General features: G+C 61.8%; 13 protein-coding genes. 9 read left to right on the top strand and 4 right to left on the bottom strand.

The annotated features are described in order from the left end of the window. Positions 1-71 precede the first annotated feature (71 nt). Together FLQ44_RS13715 and FLQ44_RS13710 are read left to right on the top strand one after the other, a co-directional pair. Complete coding sequence (locus tag FLQ44_RS13715; RefSeq protein WP_147694832.1) at positions 72-2933, top strand: methyl-accepting chemotaxis protein; 2862 nt, start codon at positions 72-74, stop codon at positions 2931-2933. After that, positions 2930-4426: a chemotaxis protein CheW gene (locus FLQ44_RS13710; protein ID WP_147694831.1), complete on the top strand. Its 1497-nt coding sequence runs from the start codon at positions 2930-2932 to the stop codon at positions 4424-4426. Before FLQ44_RS13715 ends, FLQ44_RS13710 begins: the two co-directional genes overlap by 4 nt. Before the next feature lie 12 nt (positions 4427-4438). On the opposite strand, the gene mtgA is transcribed toward FLQ44_RS13710, so the two are convergent. From mtgA to FLQ44_RS13695, 3 genes are all read right to left on the bottom strand, one after another. Further along, positions 4439-5122: a monofunctional biosynthetic peptidoglycan transglycosylase gene (mtgA, locus tag FLQ44_RS13705; protein ID WP_147694959.1), complete on the bottom strand. Its 684-nt coding sequence runs from the start codon at positions 5120-5122 to the stop codon at positions 4439-4441. 3 nt (positions 5123-5125) lie between these two features. Beyond that, complete coding sequence (gene aroE / locus FLQ44_RS13700) at positions 5126-5947, bottom strand: shikimate dehydrogenase (protein ID WP_147694830.1); 822 nt, start codon at positions 5945-5947, stop codon at positions 5126-5128. A 109-nt stretch (positions 5948-6056) separates the two neighbouring features. Beyond that, complete coding sequence (locus tag FLQ44_RS13695; protein ID WP_147694829.1) at positions 6057-6506, bottom strand: rhodanese-like domain-containing protein; 450 nt, start codon at positions 6504-6506, stop codon at positions 6057-6059. Positions 6507-6834: 328 nt separating this feature from the next. Here FLQ44_RS13695 and glnA point away from each other — a divergent pair, with 328 nt between their 5' ends. The 5 genes from glnA (at position 6835) to FLQ44_RS13670 (ending at position 12136) form a co-directional block, all read left to right on the top strand. Beyond that, positions 6835-8253 (top strand): type I glutamate--ammonia ligase, encoded by a 1419-nt coding sequence (glnA, locus tag FLQ44_RS13690; protein WP_147694828.1) that lies wholly within the window; start codon positions 6835-6837, stop codon positions 8251-8253. A 154-nt stretch (positions 8254-8407) separates the two neighbouring features. After that, the gene (locus tag FLQ44_RS13685; protein ID WP_240801289.1) at positions 8408-8899 is read left to right on the top strand and encodes a DUF4124 domain-containing protein; all 492 of its coding nucleotides are present in this window, start codon (positions 8408-8410) and stop codon (positions 8897-8899) included. Positions 8900-9085: 186 nt separating this feature from the next. Continuing rightward, positions 9086-10138 (top strand): nitrogen regulation protein NR(II), encoded by a 1053-nt coding sequence (glnL, locus tag FLQ44_RS13680; RefSeq protein WP_147694827.1) that lies wholly within the window; start codon positions 9086-9088, stop codon positions 10136-10138. A 19-nt stretch (positions 10139-10157) separates the two neighbouring features. Then, on the top strand, positions 10158-11624 hold the full coding sequence (gene ntrC, locus FLQ44_RS13675; RefSeq protein ID WP_147694826.1) for a nitrogen regulation protein NR(I): 1467 nt from the start codon (positions 10158-10160) through the stop codon (positions 11622-11624). After that, complete coding sequence (locus tag FLQ44_RS13670; RefSeq protein WP_170252977.1) at positions 11624-12136, top strand: GNAT family N-acetyltransferase; 513 nt, start codon at positions 11624-11626, stop codon at positions 12134-12136. The genes ntrC and FLQ44_RS13670 overlap by 1 nt, the downstream gene beginning before the upstream one ends. A gap of 103 nt (positions 12137-12239) precedes the next feature. Here the strand turns inward: FLQ44_RS13670 and FLQ44_RS13665 are convergent, their stop codons facing one another. Further along, on the bottom strand, positions 12240-13166 hold the full coding sequence (locus tag FLQ44_RS13665) for a LysR family transcriptional regulator (RefSeq protein ID WP_147694824.1): 927 nt from the start codon (positions 13164-13166) through the stop codon (positions 12240-12242). A gap of 98 nt (positions 13167-13264) precedes the next feature. Here FLQ44_RS13665 and metE point away from each other — a divergent pair, with 98 nt between their 5' ends. Together metE and FLQ44_RS13655 are read left to right on the top strand one after the other, a co-directional pair. Continuing rightward, complete coding sequence (gene metE / locus FLQ44_RS13660) at positions 13265-15544, top strand: 5-methyltetrahydropteroyltriglutamate--homocysteine S-methyltransferase (protein WP_147694823.1); 2280 nt, start codon at positions 13265-13267, stop codon at positions 15542-15544. A 440-nt stretch (positions 15545-15984) separates the two neighbouring features. Further along, entirely contained in the window at positions 15985-16839 is an 855-nt protein-coding gene (locus FLQ44_RS13655; protein ID WP_147694822.1) for a substrate-binding periplasmic protein, read from the top strand. Positions 16840-17014 lie beyond the last annotated feature (175 nt).

Here is a 17014-nt window from a genome sequence, read left to right as displayed (position 1 = left end):
ATTAGCAAGAGATTTCTTATAAAAAACCAGCCTGATTTGCTATACATCCTAAACAAAAGGGAGGGGTTACCATGCACGATTCCACGCTCACCATACTACGCGATGCCCTGCACCAAACCGGGCTGGACAGCAACCGGGAAATCCAGGACATCGTGGGGCTGCTGGCCGCCATGCATGTCAACCTGGCCATGGCCGAGTTTTCGCCCGATGGCACCTTTCTGGACGCCAACCCCAAGTTTCTGGCCATGTTCGGCTACAGCCGGGAGCAGCTGATAGGCGAGCACCACCACCGCATCTGGAGCGACGAAGACGTAGAAGCCGGCAAATACGATGCGCTATGGCAGCGGCTATGCCAGGGCGAGCCGGTAGACGGCGAATACCGCCGCCGGCGCCAAGACGGCAGCAGCGTGTATATCCAGGCGCACTACAACCCCTTGTGCGACCAGAACGGCCAACCCTACAAGCTGGTGAAGTTTGCCACCGATATCTCCGACACCAAGCTGCGGCTGCACGAAGACTTTGGCAAGCTGCAGGCGCTGAACCGCACCCAGGCCATTATCGAATTCGCCCCGGACGGCACGGTACTCACGGCCAACGACAACTTCCTGCAGCTGATGGGCTATACGCTGGATGGCATTCGCGGCCAACACCACCGCATTTTCTGCCCGGCCAGCGAAACCGGCAGCCCCGACTACCAGGCTTTCTGGGAAAAACTGCGCAACGGCGAGCAGCACCATGGCGAGTTCATGCGCCTGACCAGCAAAGGCCAGGCAGTATGGCTGCACGCGGTGTACAGCCCGCTGTACGCCCCAGATGGCCGCCTGTGCAAAATCGTGAAATTTGCCAGCGACGTTACCGCAGTAAAACGCAAATCACTGGAAGACGATGGCAAGGTGGCGGCCATTTCGCGCTCGCAAGGTGTCATCGAGTTCGACATGGGCGGCCACGTACTCAACGCCAACGACAACTTTCTGCAGCTGATGGGCTACACGCTGGACGAGATCCACGGCGAGCACCACCGCATGTTTGTCGAGCGCGACGAAGCCGGTGGCGCCGCCTACCGCAGCTTCTGGCAAAAGCTGGGGCGCGGCGAATTTGACCGCGGCGAATACCTGCGCTTTGGCAAAGACGGCCGCCGCGTATGGATACAGGCCAGCTATAACCCGATTCTGGACCTGGAAGGCCAGCCGGTAAAAGTAGTGAAGTACTGCACCGACATTACCGCCAGCAAACTGGCCAGCATAGAAAACGCGGCACGCATGAGCGCCGTGAGCAATAGCAGCTGTCTGCTGGAGCTGGACCGCTTGGGCAATGTATTGGACGGCAACGCGCTGATGGAGCAAGCGCTGGGCTACAGCCTGGCACAGCTGCGCGGCCTGCCGCAAAGCCGGCTGATGTTCGAAGAAGACATCGACAGCCCCGCCAGCCAGGCGCAGTGGCAGCAGCTGCGCAATGGCCAGCCGGTAGCCTGCGAGCTGCGCCGCCGTGCGCTGGACGGGCGGGAGGTCTGGCTGGGCAGCATGCTCAGCCCGGTGATCGGGCTGGATGGTTTGCTTAGCAAGGTGGTGATGATCGCCCGCGATATTACCGCGGCCAAGCTGACACAGCTGGACGCCGGCGGCAAGCTGGACGCCATCGACCGTGCACAAGCCGTGATCGAGTTCGACCTCAGCGGCAAGGTACTGCACGCCAACGCCAACTTCCTGAACCTGATGGGTTACCGCCTGGAGCAGATACAGGGCGTACACCACCGCATTTTTGTCGACCCGCAGTACGCAGCTACCGCCGACTACCTCAGCTTCTGGGAGCGGCTGTCTCGCGGCGAATACTTTGCCGGCGAGTACAAACGTATCGGCTGTGGCGGCAAGGAAGTCTGGATACAAGCCACCTACAACCCCATTTTCGACCCGCGCGGCCAACCTGTAAAAGTGGTGAAATTCGCCTCTGATGTGACGCAGGCTAAATTGCGCACTGCCGAGTACGAAGCGAAGGTAGCGGCCATCGAGCTGGGGCAAGCGGTAATCGAATTTGACCTGGCCGGCAACGTGCTGCGTGCCAACCGTAACTTTCTGGCTGCCATGGGCTACACCCAGCGCGAGATCCAGGGCCAGCACCACAGTATTTTCTGTACCGCCGAGTACACGCATAGCAAAACCTATCGTGACTTCTGGCTGCGCCTGGGCGAAGGCCAGTTTGTCAGCGGGCGCTTCCACCGTGTGGGCAAGTTTGGCCGCGACGTGTGGATACAAGCCAGCTATAACCCTATCCGCGACCTGAACGGCACGGTGGTGAAGATCATCAAGTACGCACAAGATGTCACCAACGAGGTGAAGCTGGAGCAGCAGATTCTGAGCAAGTCCACGCAAATGAGCGGCAACCTGCACAGCCTGATCGGCAACATCGACATCATTGCGGCCAACGCCAGCGTGGCGTCCGACCTGGCGCGCGAGTCCAGCCGCAATGCCGAGCAGGGCTTTGGCGCCCTGCGCCAGGCCATTACCGCCATCAGCCAAAGCCAACACAGCGCGCAAAAAGTGGCCGAAGTGGTACGCGTGATCAGCGATATTGCCAGCCAGACCAACCTGCTGGCGTTCAACGCCGCCATCGAGGCAGCCCGCGCCGGGCACCATGGCGTGGGCTTCTCGGTGGTCGCGGCCGAGGTGCGCAAGCTGGCCGAACGCTGCGCCCAGGCCGCCAAGGAAATTACCCAGCTGATCGACGAATCGGTACGCCATGTGAGTAGCGGGGCCGACATCAGCCAGCAAGCGGCACAAAGCTTCGAAGGCATTCTGGGCTGCGTGGAACGCACGGCGCAGAGTGTGGAGAAAATCGTGCAAGGCACCGAGCAACAAAGCGGCGTTACCGGGGAAGTACAGCAGCTGCTGGCCGCGCTGACCAATGTGGCACGCAATAGCGAAGAAGACGCCCGATGAGCGCGCGCTTCGGCCTGTTTCGCCTGGATGGCAACCACCTGGCGCTGCCCATCGAGGCGCTGCGCGAGGCGGTGCCCACCACCGCCCTGGCCCTGCTGCCCGGCTGCCCGCCCTATGTACTGGGCAGTATGGACCTGCGCGGCCAACGTTTGCCGGTGGCAGACCTGCGCCTGCTGTCTGGCGCGGCAGGCGGTGGCCCGCTGCCCGCGTGCGTGGTGGTGGTACAGCACCAGGACAAGCTGCTGGGTGTACTGGCCGACGATGTAGAAGGCGTGCAAGAGGCCGAGCCGCAATGCATGAGTGGCGACAACGGCGGCATTCTGGACGGCAGCCTGCCCGCCGTGGCAGGTGGCCTCAGCGCCACCTTGCTGAACCCGGCGGCACTGCTGGGCTACCCGGGCATCCCATCCGCCCGCGTAGCCACCGACACCTCTCCCGGCACCAGTGATGACACGCACACCGAGCCCGACCACGTGATGCTGATGCAGTGTGGCAGCGTGCCGCTGGCCATGCAGTGCAGCCACATCCACACCATTATCCTGAACCCGCACATCACCCAGAACGCCATGAGCAGCGGCTACTGCATGGGCACGATCCAGTACGCGGGCCAGCAGGTGGCTGCCGTCAGCCTGCTGGCAGCCTGCAGTATCCCGCTCAACCCCAAGCCCGCCCTGACACAGGCATTTGTTATCCGCTACGCCCAGGGCTATGTGGCGTTCATGGTGGAACACATCATCGACGTGGTGCAACGCACCGGCCATACCCTGCTGCCGCTGCCCGCCCAGTCGCTGCTGCGGCCGGACCACTTTCTGGGGGCGATTCCGGCCAGCGAAACCCCGGCAGACTCGGTAGGCCACCATGCCTCGGCCAGTGGCCACTACCTGCTACTGGATGGCGACATGCTGACAAACCGGCCAGATCTGGCCTGCCTGGCCGGCATGAATACCCCGCACGATGCGCAGACCGGCAACGGTAGCCCTGCCCAGCCGGGCAGCACCGCACGCCAGCAGGGTGAACGCTGCCAGCTGCTTACCTACGATTTGGGGTTTGAGGTGGCCACGCCGGTGAGCCAGATTATCGACATCGTCCCCTGGCAAGCCGAGCGCGCCGTGTTTGGCCTGGAGTGCGAACACGCCGGCCTGCTGATTGCCCGCGGGCGAACCCTGCCGCTGTACTGCCTGAGCAGCACACTGGGCATTCCGCTCGCCCCGATACGTGATACGGCCAGCGTGCTGGTGGTGGAAACACGCTACGGCGTGGTCGGCTTTGCCGTGCCCGGCCTGATTACCATTGATGAAGCCTGGCAAGAACGGCTGGATAACGCCGAGGTGGCTGCACCGCCGCCGCACATCCGCCACAGCAATCTGGCGGCGAGCTGGCGCCATGTGCTGGTAGGACAAGGCAAGCAAGAGCGGCTGTTAAGCCTGCTGGACCTGGTGGCGCTGGCAGAAAGCAAACTGGCCCCGCAAGCGGAGCCAGTAGAGACACAATAAATCGGATGAAGCCTACGGCGTATCGGCCATCGGCATGCGGCGCAGGATGATACGCGTCTTGCGCGCCAGGCCTGGCGCATTGCGGTGTTCGTCGTAATAACGCGGGTTGGGCACCATGGCGGCCAACTTGGCAGCCTGCCCGGCCGATAGCCTGGCGGCGCTGCTGCGGTAGTAATGCCGCGCCGCCGCTTCGGCACCAAATACGCCATTGCCCCATTCGATCACGTTCAGGTAGATCTCGAAGATACGGCGCTTGTCCATCACCGCCTCCAGCATCACCGTGATCATGGCCTCTTCCAGCTTGCGCCAGGGGGTTTTGCGGCCCGACAAAAACAGGTTTTTGGCCAGCTGCTGGCTAATGGTGGAACCACCGGCCACGATGCGCCCCTGCTTCATGTTTTTCTCGAACGCGGCTTCGATACCATCCCAGTCAAAGCCTTCGTGGTCGACAAATTTGGCGTCTTCCGAGGCAATCAGCGCGCGCTTGAGGTTGCCGGAAATACGCTCGTACGGCACCCATTTGTGGCGCAGCTCGGCGCCGGGGTCGTCTTCTTGCAGGCGCGCCAGCTGCTCGGTCATGAAGGCACTGGCCGACGGGTTGAAGCTACGCCAGTACACGATGTGGCCGAAGATCCACAGGTTGTACAGAAAAAGGGCGGCCAGCAAGGCCGCCCCGATGCGTAAGGACCAGCGCAGCACTTAGGCCAGCACCTCGCGCAGCATATTGGTGACCTTGCGCGTTTCCGGCTGCACACCGCGCCAGATACGGAACGACTCGGCGGCCTGCTCTACCAGCATACCCAGCCCGTCGGCCAGCATGCCGGCCTGTTCGCTTTGCGCACGGCGCAGGAAAGGCGTCAGGCCACGGCTGTACACCATGTCGTAGGCCAGCGCACCCGGCGCAAAAATGCCGGCAGGCATCGGTGGCAGCTCGCCCTGCAGGCTGGTGGAGGTGCCATTGATGATGATGTCGAACTGGCGGCCGGCCAGCGCTTCATAAGCGGTCGCTTCGATCTGGCCCAGGCTGGCAAACTGTGCGGCCAACGCTTCGGCCTTGGCCACGGTACGGTTGGCAATGGTCAGCGACGCAGTCTGTTCGGCCAGCAGCGTAGGCAGCACGCCACGTACGGCACCACCGGCACCCAGCAGCAGCACGCGTTTGCCGGCAATGGCCACATCCAGGTTCTCGACGATATCGCGCACCAGGCCCACACCGTCGGTGTTGTCACCGTAAATCTTGCCGTCACGGAAGCTAAGCGTGTTCACGGCTTCGGACAAACGGGCGCATTCGCTGACTTCCTGGGCAAAGCGGAAAGCATCGCCCTTGAACGGCAGCGTCACGTTCAGGCCGCGGCCACCGGCAGCCACAAAGGCCGATACCACGTCGTCAAACTTGCCGATATCGGCAAACAGCTTTTCGTACTGCAGCGCCTGGCCGGTGGCGTTGGCGAATTCGCTATGGATGAAGGGCGACTGGCTATGCGAGATAGGGTTGCCAATTACAGCGTAACGATCAGTCATGATTCACTTCTCTATATGGGGTAAGTCAGGCAAGCCGGTGGCAGCCGCTTGGCCGAAGACACACTTTGCCTTGTCGGACAGGAAACTGCAACCGCCTATTGCCATGCCATCAGCCCTGAATCCACGGCAGGCCTGCCGCCTTCCAGCCATTTAGCGTGCCACGGTGCTGCTGCGCGTCGCGGTCGCCTTCAAAACCTTCCAGTACGTTGTACACCTGGGCATAACCTGCCTCTGCGGCCAACCTGGCGGCCTCGTCCGAGCGGGCCCCGCTGCGGCAGATAAACAGCACCGTCGCCGCCTTGTCCACCTGCTGCTGCAGCTGGCTGGCAAAGGCGGCATTGGGCACCATGCCCGGGTAGCTACGCAGCTCGATACGTACGGCATCGGGAACCACACCGACAAACTGCCACTCTGCAGCACTACGCACGTCTACCAGCACCACACCGGGCAGGCCCTGGCACAGCGCCCAGGCCTCGGCAGGCGACACGGCACCGCTATACGACAGGCCCAGCTCGCTACCACGGTTGCGGGCGGTGGACAGAATGGTTTCAACAGTCATCTTGCTCTCCTTCATATAGGGGTAAGGGAAACCGGCTGCCGCGGCTTGTTGATTGTCATCACGACATCACGGCGCGATTTGCATAATAATGGTGGCCATCATGCAGTGTGGTGCGCACACAGGCAAGATCTGCCATGCACCAATAAAGCGCACCATATTGGAGCACGCACCAAAACAGTACATAAATAGCCCAGGCAGGTACGCTAGCCTAGGCAAAGCAGCACCCGAAACCGCGCCAGATGGCTGGCACGGTTCATGCTTTTAGTCCGGCACACCTGTATTTGTGCCATCTCGTTTGATGCACTTAGCTTTTCTCTAGGAGATATCCATGGCGGTTGCAGACGTAGTCAAGCTCATTACCGAAAACGACGTAAAATTTGTCGATTTGCGCTTTACCGACACAATGGGTAAAGAGCAGCACGTAACCATTCCGGCACACGTTCTGCTGGAAGACGCTGACGAGTGGTTTGAACGCGGCCACGCGTTTGACGGCTCCTCCATCTCTGGCTGGAAAGGCATCCAGGCCTCCGACATGCTGCTGATGGCCGACCCAGCCACCGCCAAAATCGACCCGTTCTTCGACGAGCCGACCGTATTCATGAGCTGCGACGTGATCGACCCGGCCGACGGCAAGGGTTACGACCGCTGCCCACGCTCGGTCGCCAAGCGCGCCGAGGCTTACCTGAAAGCTTCCGGCGTGGGCGATACCGCCTTCTTCGGCCCGGAGCCAGAATTCTTCATCTTCGACAGCATCACCTGGGGCACCGACATGTCCGGCTGCTTCGTGAAGATCAAGGCAGAAGAAGCTGCCTGGGCTTCCGCTGAAGAGTTCGAAGGCGGCAACACCGGCCACCGTCCTGGCGTAAAAGGCGGCTACTTCCCGGTACCACCGGTAGACTCCTCGCAAGACATCCGCTCGGCCATGGTGCTGCTGCTGGAAGAGCTGGGCGTACCGGTAGAAGTACACCACCACGAAGTGGCTACTGCCGGCCAGAACGAAATCGGCACCAAGTTCAGCACCCTGACCCAGCGCGCTGACTGGACCCAGATCCTGAAGTACGTGGTACACAACGTGGCCCACAGCTACGGCAAAACCGCGACCTTCATGCCAAAACCGATCGTTGGCGACAACGGCTCCGGCATGCACGTACACCAGTCCATCTGGAAAGACGGCAAAAACCTGTTTGCCGGTGACGGCTACGCTGGCCTGTCCGATATTGCCCTGTACTACATCGGCGGTATCATCAAGCACGCCAAGGCACTGAACGCCATCACCAACCCGGGCACCAACTCCTACAAGCGTCTGGTACCACACTACGAAGCACCGGTAAAACTGGCTTACTCCGCCAAGAACCGCTCCGCTTCCATCCGTATCCCGCACGTAGCGAACCCGAAAGGCCGCCGTATCGAGGCACGCTTCCCGGACCCGCTGGCTAACCCGTACCTGTGCTTCTCTGCCCTGCTGATGGCCGGTCTGGATGGTATCCAGAACAAGATCCACCCAGGCGATGCTGCAGACAAGAACCTGTACGACCTGCCGCCAGAAGAAGACAAACTGATCCCGACCGTGTGCGCCTCGCTGGATGAAGCCCTGGCCGCACTGGACGCAGACCGCGAGTTCCTGACCCGTGGCGGTGTGTTCTCCAACGAATGGATCGACGCCTACATCGAACTGAAGATGAAGGAAGTGAACCTGACCCGCATGACTACCCACCCGGTAGAATTTGCGATGTACTACAGCCTGTAAGCGATTCGACCCGCGTACGCTGCAACCCCGCACCGGCAACGGTGCGGGGTTTTCATTTGCCCAGGGTCTGACAAATGGCAGCGCGCAGCCAGCCCCCGGCTTTTTTGCATTAGCACTGCCAAGCGGCAAGAGATTGAATTATCATGCGTTTGCAATGACTATCGCCCCGCCCCCCATGCATCACACTCTGTTCGCCCTGCTACTGTGTAGCCTGCCCCTGGCCCAGGCCAGCACCATTTATCGCTACGTCGATAAAGACGGGCACGTGACGTTTACCAATATGCCGCAGCCTGGCGCGCAGGCCATCTCGATCACCCCTGCCAACCCGGATAGCGGCACACGCGGCAGCATTACCCCGCGCAGTAATGCCCCCCGCCAGCGCGCCCCTGCGGCCAACGTTGCCGTGCCATCGGTAGACGCCGGCACCCAGCGCAACCGCGACGAAGGCCGCCGCCGCATTCTGCAAACCGAGCTGGATAACGAACGCAAAGCCTTGGGCGAGGCACGCACCGCTTTGAGCGAAGCCCGCCGCAAACCAGGCACCGCCACGGCGCAGCTGCAGCGCCTGCAAGACGCGGTAACCGACCGCGAACGTAATATCGATGCGCTGAATAAAGAGCTAGGCCATAGCGCCGCACCAAAGTAGTGCAGTACACTCACCAAAACGACGCCCCCACCCAAACGACCTAGTTTGTGCGCCATTTTGTAGCGTATCAGCCGCCTGCCATTACCAGCAGCCCAACCCTGCGCGGGCGCGGCTTTTGCTAATACACCGTTAATAGCCACGCCAGCCTGGCGCAGCTAGCCACACAGGCAAACCGGACCTAACACCATGCCCCCACACCCGTACGCCGGACTCGACCTGCTCGACACCCCGGTGATGATTGTCGAGCGCAACGGCCAGCTTCACTACGCCAACCCGGCCAGTGAAAACCTGCTAGGCATCAGCCACAAAGGGCTGAAGAAACACACCCTGTACGAACACTTCCATCACCCGCGCGCCTTGAAAAACGCGGTGCAGATGGCGCTGGATCACGCTGGCAGCTTTATCGAGCACGACCTGGAGGTCTCGCCGGAAGGCGACCACCCGCTGCATATCGGCCTCACCGTTACCCCCATCGACGGCCCGGTGCGCCTGGCGCTGGTAGAGATGCGCCCTATCGAGCAACAGCTGCGCATCGTCAACGAAGAGCGCCTGCTATTGCAGCAGCAAGCCAACCGCGAGCTCATCCGCAACCTGGCGCACGAAATCAAGAACCCGCTGGGGGGTATCCGTGGCGCTGCCCAGCTGCTGGAGCACGAAATTGCCGACCGCCCCGAGCTGCTGGAATACACCGGAGTCATCCGCGAGGAGGCGCTGCGGCTACAGTCGCTGGTAGACCGGCTGCTGGCACCGCACCGCCGCCATATTGCCAACGACGTGAACATTCACGAAGTGCTGGAGCGCGTGCGCAGCATCATCCTGGCCGAGTACCCGCACGGCCTGCAGGTACGGCGCGACTACGACATCAGCCTACCCATGTTGGCCGCAGACAAAGAGCAACTGATCCAGGTGGTATTGAATATCGGCAAGAACGCCGTGCAAGCCATGCAAGGCAGCGGCGAGCTGGTTTTCCGCACCCGCGTGGCACGCCAGGTCACGCTGGCGCGAAAGCGTCACAACCTGGCACTAAAATTGCAGATCATCGACAACGGCCCCGGCATACCGGAAGAAATCCGCAACCATGTGTTCTACCCGCTGGTCACCGGCCGGGCAGAGGGCACCGGGCTGGGGCTCACGCTGGCGCAAACCTTTGTGCACCAGCACGGCGGTACCATCGAATTCGAATCGCGGCCGGGCTACACCTGCTTTACGGTACTGATGCCGTTCGGCCCCGATCAATAACCCCACAAGGCGAGCCAACATGACGCAAACGGTCTGGATCATCGACGACGACAAAGCCATCCGCTGGGTGCTGGAAAAGTCGCTCTCGCGCAGCAATATCGCCTACCAGAGCTTTGCCAGCGCCGACGATGCGCTGAACGCCCTGTACGACACCATCCCCAGCGTCATCATCAGCGATGTGCGCATGCCGGGTACCGATGGCCTGAAATTCCTGGGCAAGGTCAAAGCCGAGCACCCTGCCCTGCCGGTCATCATCATGACGGCGCATTCCGACCTGGACTCGGCCGTGTCGGCCTTTCAGGGCGGTGCCTTCGAGTACCTGCCCAAACCGTTCGACGTAGACCAGGCCGTCGCGCTGATAGAACGCGCGCTGGCCGAAAGCCGCAGCGGTGACGCCATCGGCGAAAGCCCGGAGGCCATGCCAGCCCTGCTGGGCCAGGCCCCGGCCATGCAGGATGTGTTCCGCGCCATTGGCCGCCTGTCGCAGTCCAGCGTGACCGTGCTGATTACCGGCGAGTCCGGCACCGGCAAAGAGCGCGTGGCCGAGGCGCTACACCGCCACTCGGTACGCGCCAGCAAGCCCTTTATTGCGCTGAACACCGCCGCCATTCCGAAAGACCTGCTGGAGTCCGAGCTGTTCGGCCACGAAAAAGGCGCTTTCACCGGCGCCGTGGGCAGCCGCCGCGGCCGCTTTGAAGAGGCAGAAGGCGGCACGCTGTTTCTGGATGAAATCGGCGACATGCCCACCGAGCTGCAAACCCGCCTGCTCCGCGTGCTGTCCGATGGCCACTTTTACCGCGTGGGCGGCCACACGCCGATCAAGGCCAATGTGCGCGTGATCGCCGCCACCCACCAGCACCTGGAAGAACGCGTCAAGCAAGGCCAGTTCCGCGAGGACTTGTTCCACCGCCTGAACGTGATCCGCCTGCGCCTGCCACCGCTGCGCGAGCGCAGCGAAGACATCCCGCTGCTGGTACGCCATTTTCTGTCGCGCAGTGCGGCCAACCTGGGCGTAGAGCCCAAGCGCCTGTCCGACAGCGCCATGGCCTTTGTGCGTCAGTACGCCTTCCCCGGCAACGTGCGCCAGCTGGAAAACCTGTGCCAGTGGATTACCGTGATGGCCCCCGGCCAGACCGTGGAAAGCGCCGACCTGCCGCCCGAGTTCCGCCTGCCACCCGACACCGTCGCAACGGGCCACAGCCACGAAACAGACGCCAGCACCCAGCCCGCCAGCGCGCACGCCCATACGGCGGCAGCACTGGGCGATGGCGACTGGCTGCAGCTGCTGGCACGTGAGGTCAGCCAAAGGTTGGCCGCAGGGGAAACCGGTATTATCGACGACCTGACCGCACGCTTTGAAAGCACCTGCATCAAGAGCGGCCTGGCGCATACCGGCGGGCGCAAAGTAGAAGCGGCGCAGCTGCTGGGCTGGGGCCGCAACACGCTGACGCGCAAGATCCAGGAGCTAGGACTGGAGCACGAGTGATGGCCATCAGCCGCCTGCACACCATCGATGCGCAGCAGTTGGCCGCACTGGCCGCGCTGTTACAAGACAGCGTGCACGGCGGCGCCTCGGTCGGCTTTCTGGCGCCGCTGCCACACGCCGAAGCACACGCCTACTGGCAAGGCGTTGCCACGGCGCTGGGCCCGCTGCTGTACTGCTGGGTAGCGGAAGAGCACGGCCAGATGATCGGCACCGTGCAGCTGGCGCTGTGCGGCAAGGCCAACGGCCGCCACCGTGGCGAAATCCAGAAGCTGATGGTACACAGCACTGCGCGTGGCCGCGGGCTGGCGCGCCAGCTGATGCAGGCCGCCGAAAACGCTGCCCACGCCGCCGGCTGCAGCACGCTGGTACTGGATACCGATAGCGGCTCGGCCGCCGCGCAGCTCTACCCCAGGCTGGGCTGGCAACAAGCTGGCGACATCCCCGCCTACGCCGCCAGCCCGGACGGCAAGCTGCATGCCACCCGTTATTTCTACAAGCTCCTGCCGGCCTAGCCGGTTCAGCGCACCCGTAAGCAAAACGGCACGACCTATTTGGGCGTGCCGTTTTGCCATGTTGGCCGCAGCCAGCCGCAAGAGACGCTCAGCCGCAAACCTCTCAGGTCAGCACGCTCAGGCCTGGCAGGGTAGCAAAGCTCTGCTCGCGCACGGTGTGCAGAAAATCACGCATATACGCCAGCAGCGCGTCGTCCTGGCGCAGCGCCGCGTACAGCTCGCTCTGCAGGCCGCTCTCCCCGATGCGGGCGCTGGCAATATAGCCACGGTCCAGATACGGCTTGACCGCCCAGAACGGCATGGCCGCCACGCCACGGCGGCTGGCCACCAGCTGGATAATGGCCACGGTCAGCTCCGACGTGCGCCGCGCCGGGTTCACCCCGGCCGGCTTCAGCACCTTGCGCACCAGGTCCAGCATCACATCCGGCACCGGGTAGTGAATCAGGGTTTCGCTCGCCAGGTCGTCGGCCTGCCACACCGGCTTGGCCGCCAGCGGGTGGTCTTTGGCCATGATCAGTACCATTTCATACGCAAAGAGCGGCTGGTACACCACGCCGTCCTGCGGCTCTGCCTCCGAGCAAATAGCCAGATCGGCGCGGCGCGTCAGTAGCAGGCCTACCGGGTCGGCATGAAAGCCGGACACGATATCCAGCTCCACCGCGGGCCAGTGCTGGCGGAAGGCGTCCATGGCCGGCATCAGCCAGTCAAAGCAGGTATGGCATTCCACCGCAATGCGCAGCTCCCCCGCCTCGCCCTCGCGCAGGCGCGCCATATCGCGCTCGGCACCGGCCACCAGCCCTGATACTTCGCGCGCCAGCGCCAGCAGGCGCTCCCCCGCCGGGGTAAAGCGCAGCGGCTGGGTTTTGCGCTCGAACAAGGCCAGGCCGTAATGGTCTTCCAGCGCTTTTAATTGGTGCGACAGCGCCGACTGCGTCAAAAACACCCGCTTGGCCGCCTGCGACACGCTGCCGCACTCGGCCAGCGCCAGCAGGGTTTTGAGGTGGCGAAGCTCTAACTGGCTTTGCGACATGAATCACCTTAATGATTGTCAGTAAAATAATGAAATTGCCTCATGATTGTAGATGCCGCATGCTGAATGCACAACATTCATCAGCAAAGGCATTCCACATGAGCCACATTCATCTGCTAGGTTTCCCGCGCATCGGCGCCAAACGTGAACTGAAATTCCTGCTGGAACAATTCTGGCGCCAGGACATCGACGAAGCCACCCTGCTGGGCGGCGCACGCGAGCTGCGCCAAAAGCACTGGCTGCTACAAAAAGGCGCCGGCCTGGACATCAGCCCGGTGGGCGACTCCTCGCTCTACGACCAGGTGCTGGATGCCCAGGTGCTAGTCGGTGCCATCCCGCGCCGCTTCGGTTTTGATGCCGCCACGCTCAGCACCAGCCAGTATTTCCAGCTGGCACGCGGCAATGCCACGCAACACGCGCTGGAAATGACCAAATGGTTTGATACCAACTACCACTACCTGGTGCCGGAATGGCACGCCGATACCACCTTTGCGGCCAACCCTGCACCGCTGCTGGCGCACATCGCCGAGGCGCAAGCGCTGGGCATCCAGGCCAAGCCGGTATTGATCGGCCCGCTCACCCTGCTGTGGCAGGGTAAATGCAAAGGCAGCACCTTCGACCGCCTGAGCCTGCTGCCCGCCCTGCTGGCCACCTACCAGCAACTGTTGGCCGCACTGAACACGGCCAAAGTAGACTGGGTTCAGATAGACGAGCCGATTCTGGCACTCGACCTGCCGGCCGACTGGCTGGCCGCGTTCACCCCCACCTACCAGGCGCTGGCTGCCAGCCCGCTCAAGCTGCTGCTGGCCACCTATTTTGGCAGCGTGGCGCAGCATGCCCCCTTGCTCACAGCCCTGCCGGTAGCCGGCCTGCACCTGGATCTGGTACGCGCCCCGCAGCAGCTGGACGCCTTCCTGCCAGCTTGGCCGCAGGACAAAATCCTGTCTGCCGGCTTGATCGACGGCCGGAATATCTGGCGCACAGACCTGGACGCCGCCCTGGCGCAAGCCGAAACCCTGCACGCCACACTGGGCAGCCAGCTATGGCTAGCACCGAGCTGCAGCCTGCTGCACAGCCCGTTCGACCTGGCACAAGAAGGCAAGCTGGATGTCGATCTGAAAAGCTGGCTGGCGTTTGCCGTACAAAAAGTCAACGAGCTAAAGCTGCTCAAACGCGGCCTGCACAGCGGCCGTAGCAGCATCGAGAACGAACTGGCCGCCAGCAACTTTGCCCGCCAGCAACGCCAGCAGCACCCGCGCATTCACCGCGCCGACGTGGCCCAAAGGTTGGCCGCATTGCCTGCCGGCAGCGACCAGCGCCACAGCCCCTACCCGCTGCGTGCCCAGGCACAGGCCAGCTGGCTGAAGCTGCCACTGCTGCCCACCACCACCATCGGCTCCTTCCCGCAAACCGGCGACATCCGCGCCGCCCGTGCCGCCTTCAAACGCGGCGAACTGGACGCTGCCGGCTACGAACAGGCGATGAAAGCTGAAATCGAGTTAGTAATCCGCAAACAGGAAGCGCTGGATATCGACGTGCTGGTGCACGGCGAAGCCGAACGCAACGATATGGTGGAATACTTCGGCGAGCAGCTGGACGGCTTTGCCTTCACCGAATACGGCTGGGTACAAAGCTACGGCAGCCGCTGCGTCAAACCGCCCATCATCTATGGCGATGTCGCCCGCCCGCACGCCATGACCGTCGCGTGGTCGGTATATGCGCAAAGTCTTACCCCACGCCCGGTAAAAGGCATGCTCACCGGCCCGGTTACCATCCTGCAGTGGAGCTTTGTACGCAATGACCTGCCGCGCAGCCAGGTGTGCCGCCAGATTGCCCTGGCCATCAACGACGAGGTGCTGGATCTGGAAAACGCCGGCATCAAAGTCATCCAGATCGACGAACCCGCCGTGCGCGAAGGCCTGCCGCTACAGCGTGCCGACTGGGATACCTACCTGGCCTGGGCCGGCGAAGCCTTCCGCCTGTCGTGCGCCCGCGTAGACGACAGCACGCAGATACACACCCACATGTGCTATTCGGAATTCGGCGATATCCTGCCCGCCATCGCCGCGCTGGATGCAGACGTGATCACCATCGAAACATCGCGTTCCGACATGGAACTGCTGCGCGACTTTGGCAGCTTCCAGTACCCCAACGAAATCGGCCCAGGTGTGTACGACATCCACAGCCCGCGCATCCCGGCCGAGCACGAGCTGGAAAAACTGCTAGCCAAAGCACTGGATGTGATTCCGGCACAGCGCCTGTGGGTCAACCCCGACTGCGGGCTGAAAACCCGCGGCTGGCCAGAAGCCGAAGCCGCACTGCAAGCCATGGTGAACGTCACCAAGCGCCTGCGCAGCAAGCTGGCCACGACCGTGTAAACGCTAACGGCGTGTAGACTGCGCCAGCAGAGGCAGTCTACACGCCGTGAAACAAAAACCTTTACAGTCCACAGCACCCCTCATTTGCAATGCAAACGGGGGGTGTCATTAATGGCAAGCACATCCCAGATCCATGCTTGTGCTTGGTACATACCCTGCCAGCCTGCTCGCTTTGACAAGCATGGGGTCTGCCAGCGCTTAGCTAGCCGGGCACCTCATGCAACACCAAGGCAAATGGTCACACACTCCAGACTTAAGCCAACGTTCGCTACCCCCCCCCCCGACACGACAACAAACGGATAGCGTACCCCGGCACTGCGGCAGTTTCTCCGCTGCATACGCCCGCTTTCCGTTACGCCCTCAAAGCATTTCCAATAAGCAGCGCCACAGCCAATATCGGCCAGGGTTCACTATAATCAGCCGAAACATGATGAAATGACATGAGCTCTTTGCTCGGCTTGGTGTGCCACTACCCGCTATCGCAAGGAGAAACAGAAGGAGGCTTGATGCGTGTTAACTTGGTTAGTCGTGCCATGGTACTGTTTGCCCTGGCGTACTCTGCCCGGGAAGCCAGTGCGGCAGACGCTACCGTACTAAGCTACTCCGGCAATCCCGACTACCCCCCTTATCACTGGTGCCGTGACCATCTGGGTCTGACTGGTGCCAGCGTGGAACAGCTTCAACTGATCTTGCCTGCCAAGGCAAAACTACTCCCACAAGTTTACCCATGGAAGCGGGTGTTACAACGCGCCAGAAATGGCCAGATAGACATTATCCTGCCCTTGCGCATCAATGCTGACCGCGCCCGCTATCTACGCTTCAGTCAAAACCCGGCTTTCGAAAACCCTATCGCCATTTTTGTCCGCAAAGGTAAAAATCTACCCTACCAAGGCTGGCATAGCCTCAAGCCCTATCGTGGCGGCATCAGCTTGGGAGACATTTTTGGCGATGGCTTTGACCAGTATCTAGCGGCCAACCTTACGGTAGACAGCGCACAAGATATGGCGAGCAACTTCAGAAAGCTCGAACTAGGCCGCATCGACTACTTCATCACAGGCAGATATGTCGGTGTCGCTTATCTCAAGAAAAGACAACTTGCCAACATCATTGTAGATCTGCCGCAACCGGTATCTGTCAGCAAGATTCACCTAGGCTTTGGCAAGCATGTACCCGATGGCGTGATCAAAGAAATAGACAAGGCCTTGAGAAAAATGGCCGATAGCGGCGCCTCAACGGCATTGCTAAAAAAGTGGGTCAATATTTATGCAGAAAGCAAAGGCGCTGACTGTTTTTAATACCAACACAAAGCCCGCGCAAACGGGCTTTTTACGATAATCGGTGTCGATGCGGCCAACGTTGGCCGCATCGACAGTCAATCACCGTAGCCCGGTATAAGCCGCAGGCGCATCCGGGGGCCGGCCGCAGGCCGGCGGGGAGATGCGACACCGCACGCACCAACAACAAAGCCCG

Source organism: Vogesella mureinivorans (assembly GCF_007644035.1).
In the GTDB taxonomy this organism is placed as follows: Bacteria; Pseudomonadota; Gammaproteobacteria; order Burkholderiales; family Chromobacteriaceae; genus Vogesella; species Vogesella mureinivorans.
The sequence above is the reverse complement of the archived record's forward strand: the minus strand, read 5'-3'. Positions and strand labels throughout refer to the sequence as shown.

Coding starts and splice junctions, on each gene's coding strand:
- ntrC (WP_147694826.1), top strand. CDS start 10,158: ATGACGCAAACGGTCTGGATCATCGACGACGACAAAGCCATCCGCTGG.
- FLQ44_RS13670 (WP_170252977.1), top strand. CDS start 11,624: ATGGCCATCAGCCGCCTGCACACCATCGATGCGCAGCAGTTGGCCGCA.
- FLQ44_RS13685 (WP_240801289.1), top strand. CDS start 8,408: ATGACTATCGCCCCGCCCCCCATGCATCACACTCTGTTCGCCCTGCTA.
- glnA (WP_147694828.1), top strand. CDS start 6,835: ATGGCGGTTGCAGACGTAGTCAAGCTCATTACCGAAAACGACGTAAAA.
- aroE (WP_147694830.1), bottom strand. CDS start 5,947: ATGACTGATCGTTACGCTGTAATTGGCAACCCTATCTCGCATAGCCAG.
- glnL (WP_147694827.1), top strand. CDS start 9,086: ATGCCCCCACACCCGTACGCCGGACTCGACCTGCTCGACACCCCGGTG.
- metE (WP_147694823.1), top strand. CDS start 13,265: ATGAGCCACATTCATCTGCTAGGTTTCCCGCGCATCGGCGCCAAACGT.
- FLQ44_RS13665 (WP_147694824.1), bottom strand. CDS start 13,166: ATGTCGCAAAGCCAGTTAGAGCTTCGCCACCTCAAAACCCTGCTGGCG.
- FLQ44_RS13695 (WP_147694829.1), bottom strand. CDS start 6,506: ATGACTGTTGAAACCATTCTGTCCACCGCCCGCAACCGTGGTAGCGAG.
- FLQ44_RS13710 (WP_147694831.1), top strand. CDS start 2,930: ATGAGCGCGCGCTTCGGCCTGTTTCGCCTGGATGGCAACCACCTGGCG.
- FLQ44_RS13715 (WP_147694832.1), top strand. CDS start 72: ATGCACGATTCCACGCTCACCATACTACGCGATGCCCTGCACCAAACC.
- FLQ44_RS13655 (WP_147694822.1), top strand. CDS start 15,985: ATGAGCTCTTTGCTCGGCTTGGTGTGCCACTACCCGCTATCGCAAGGA.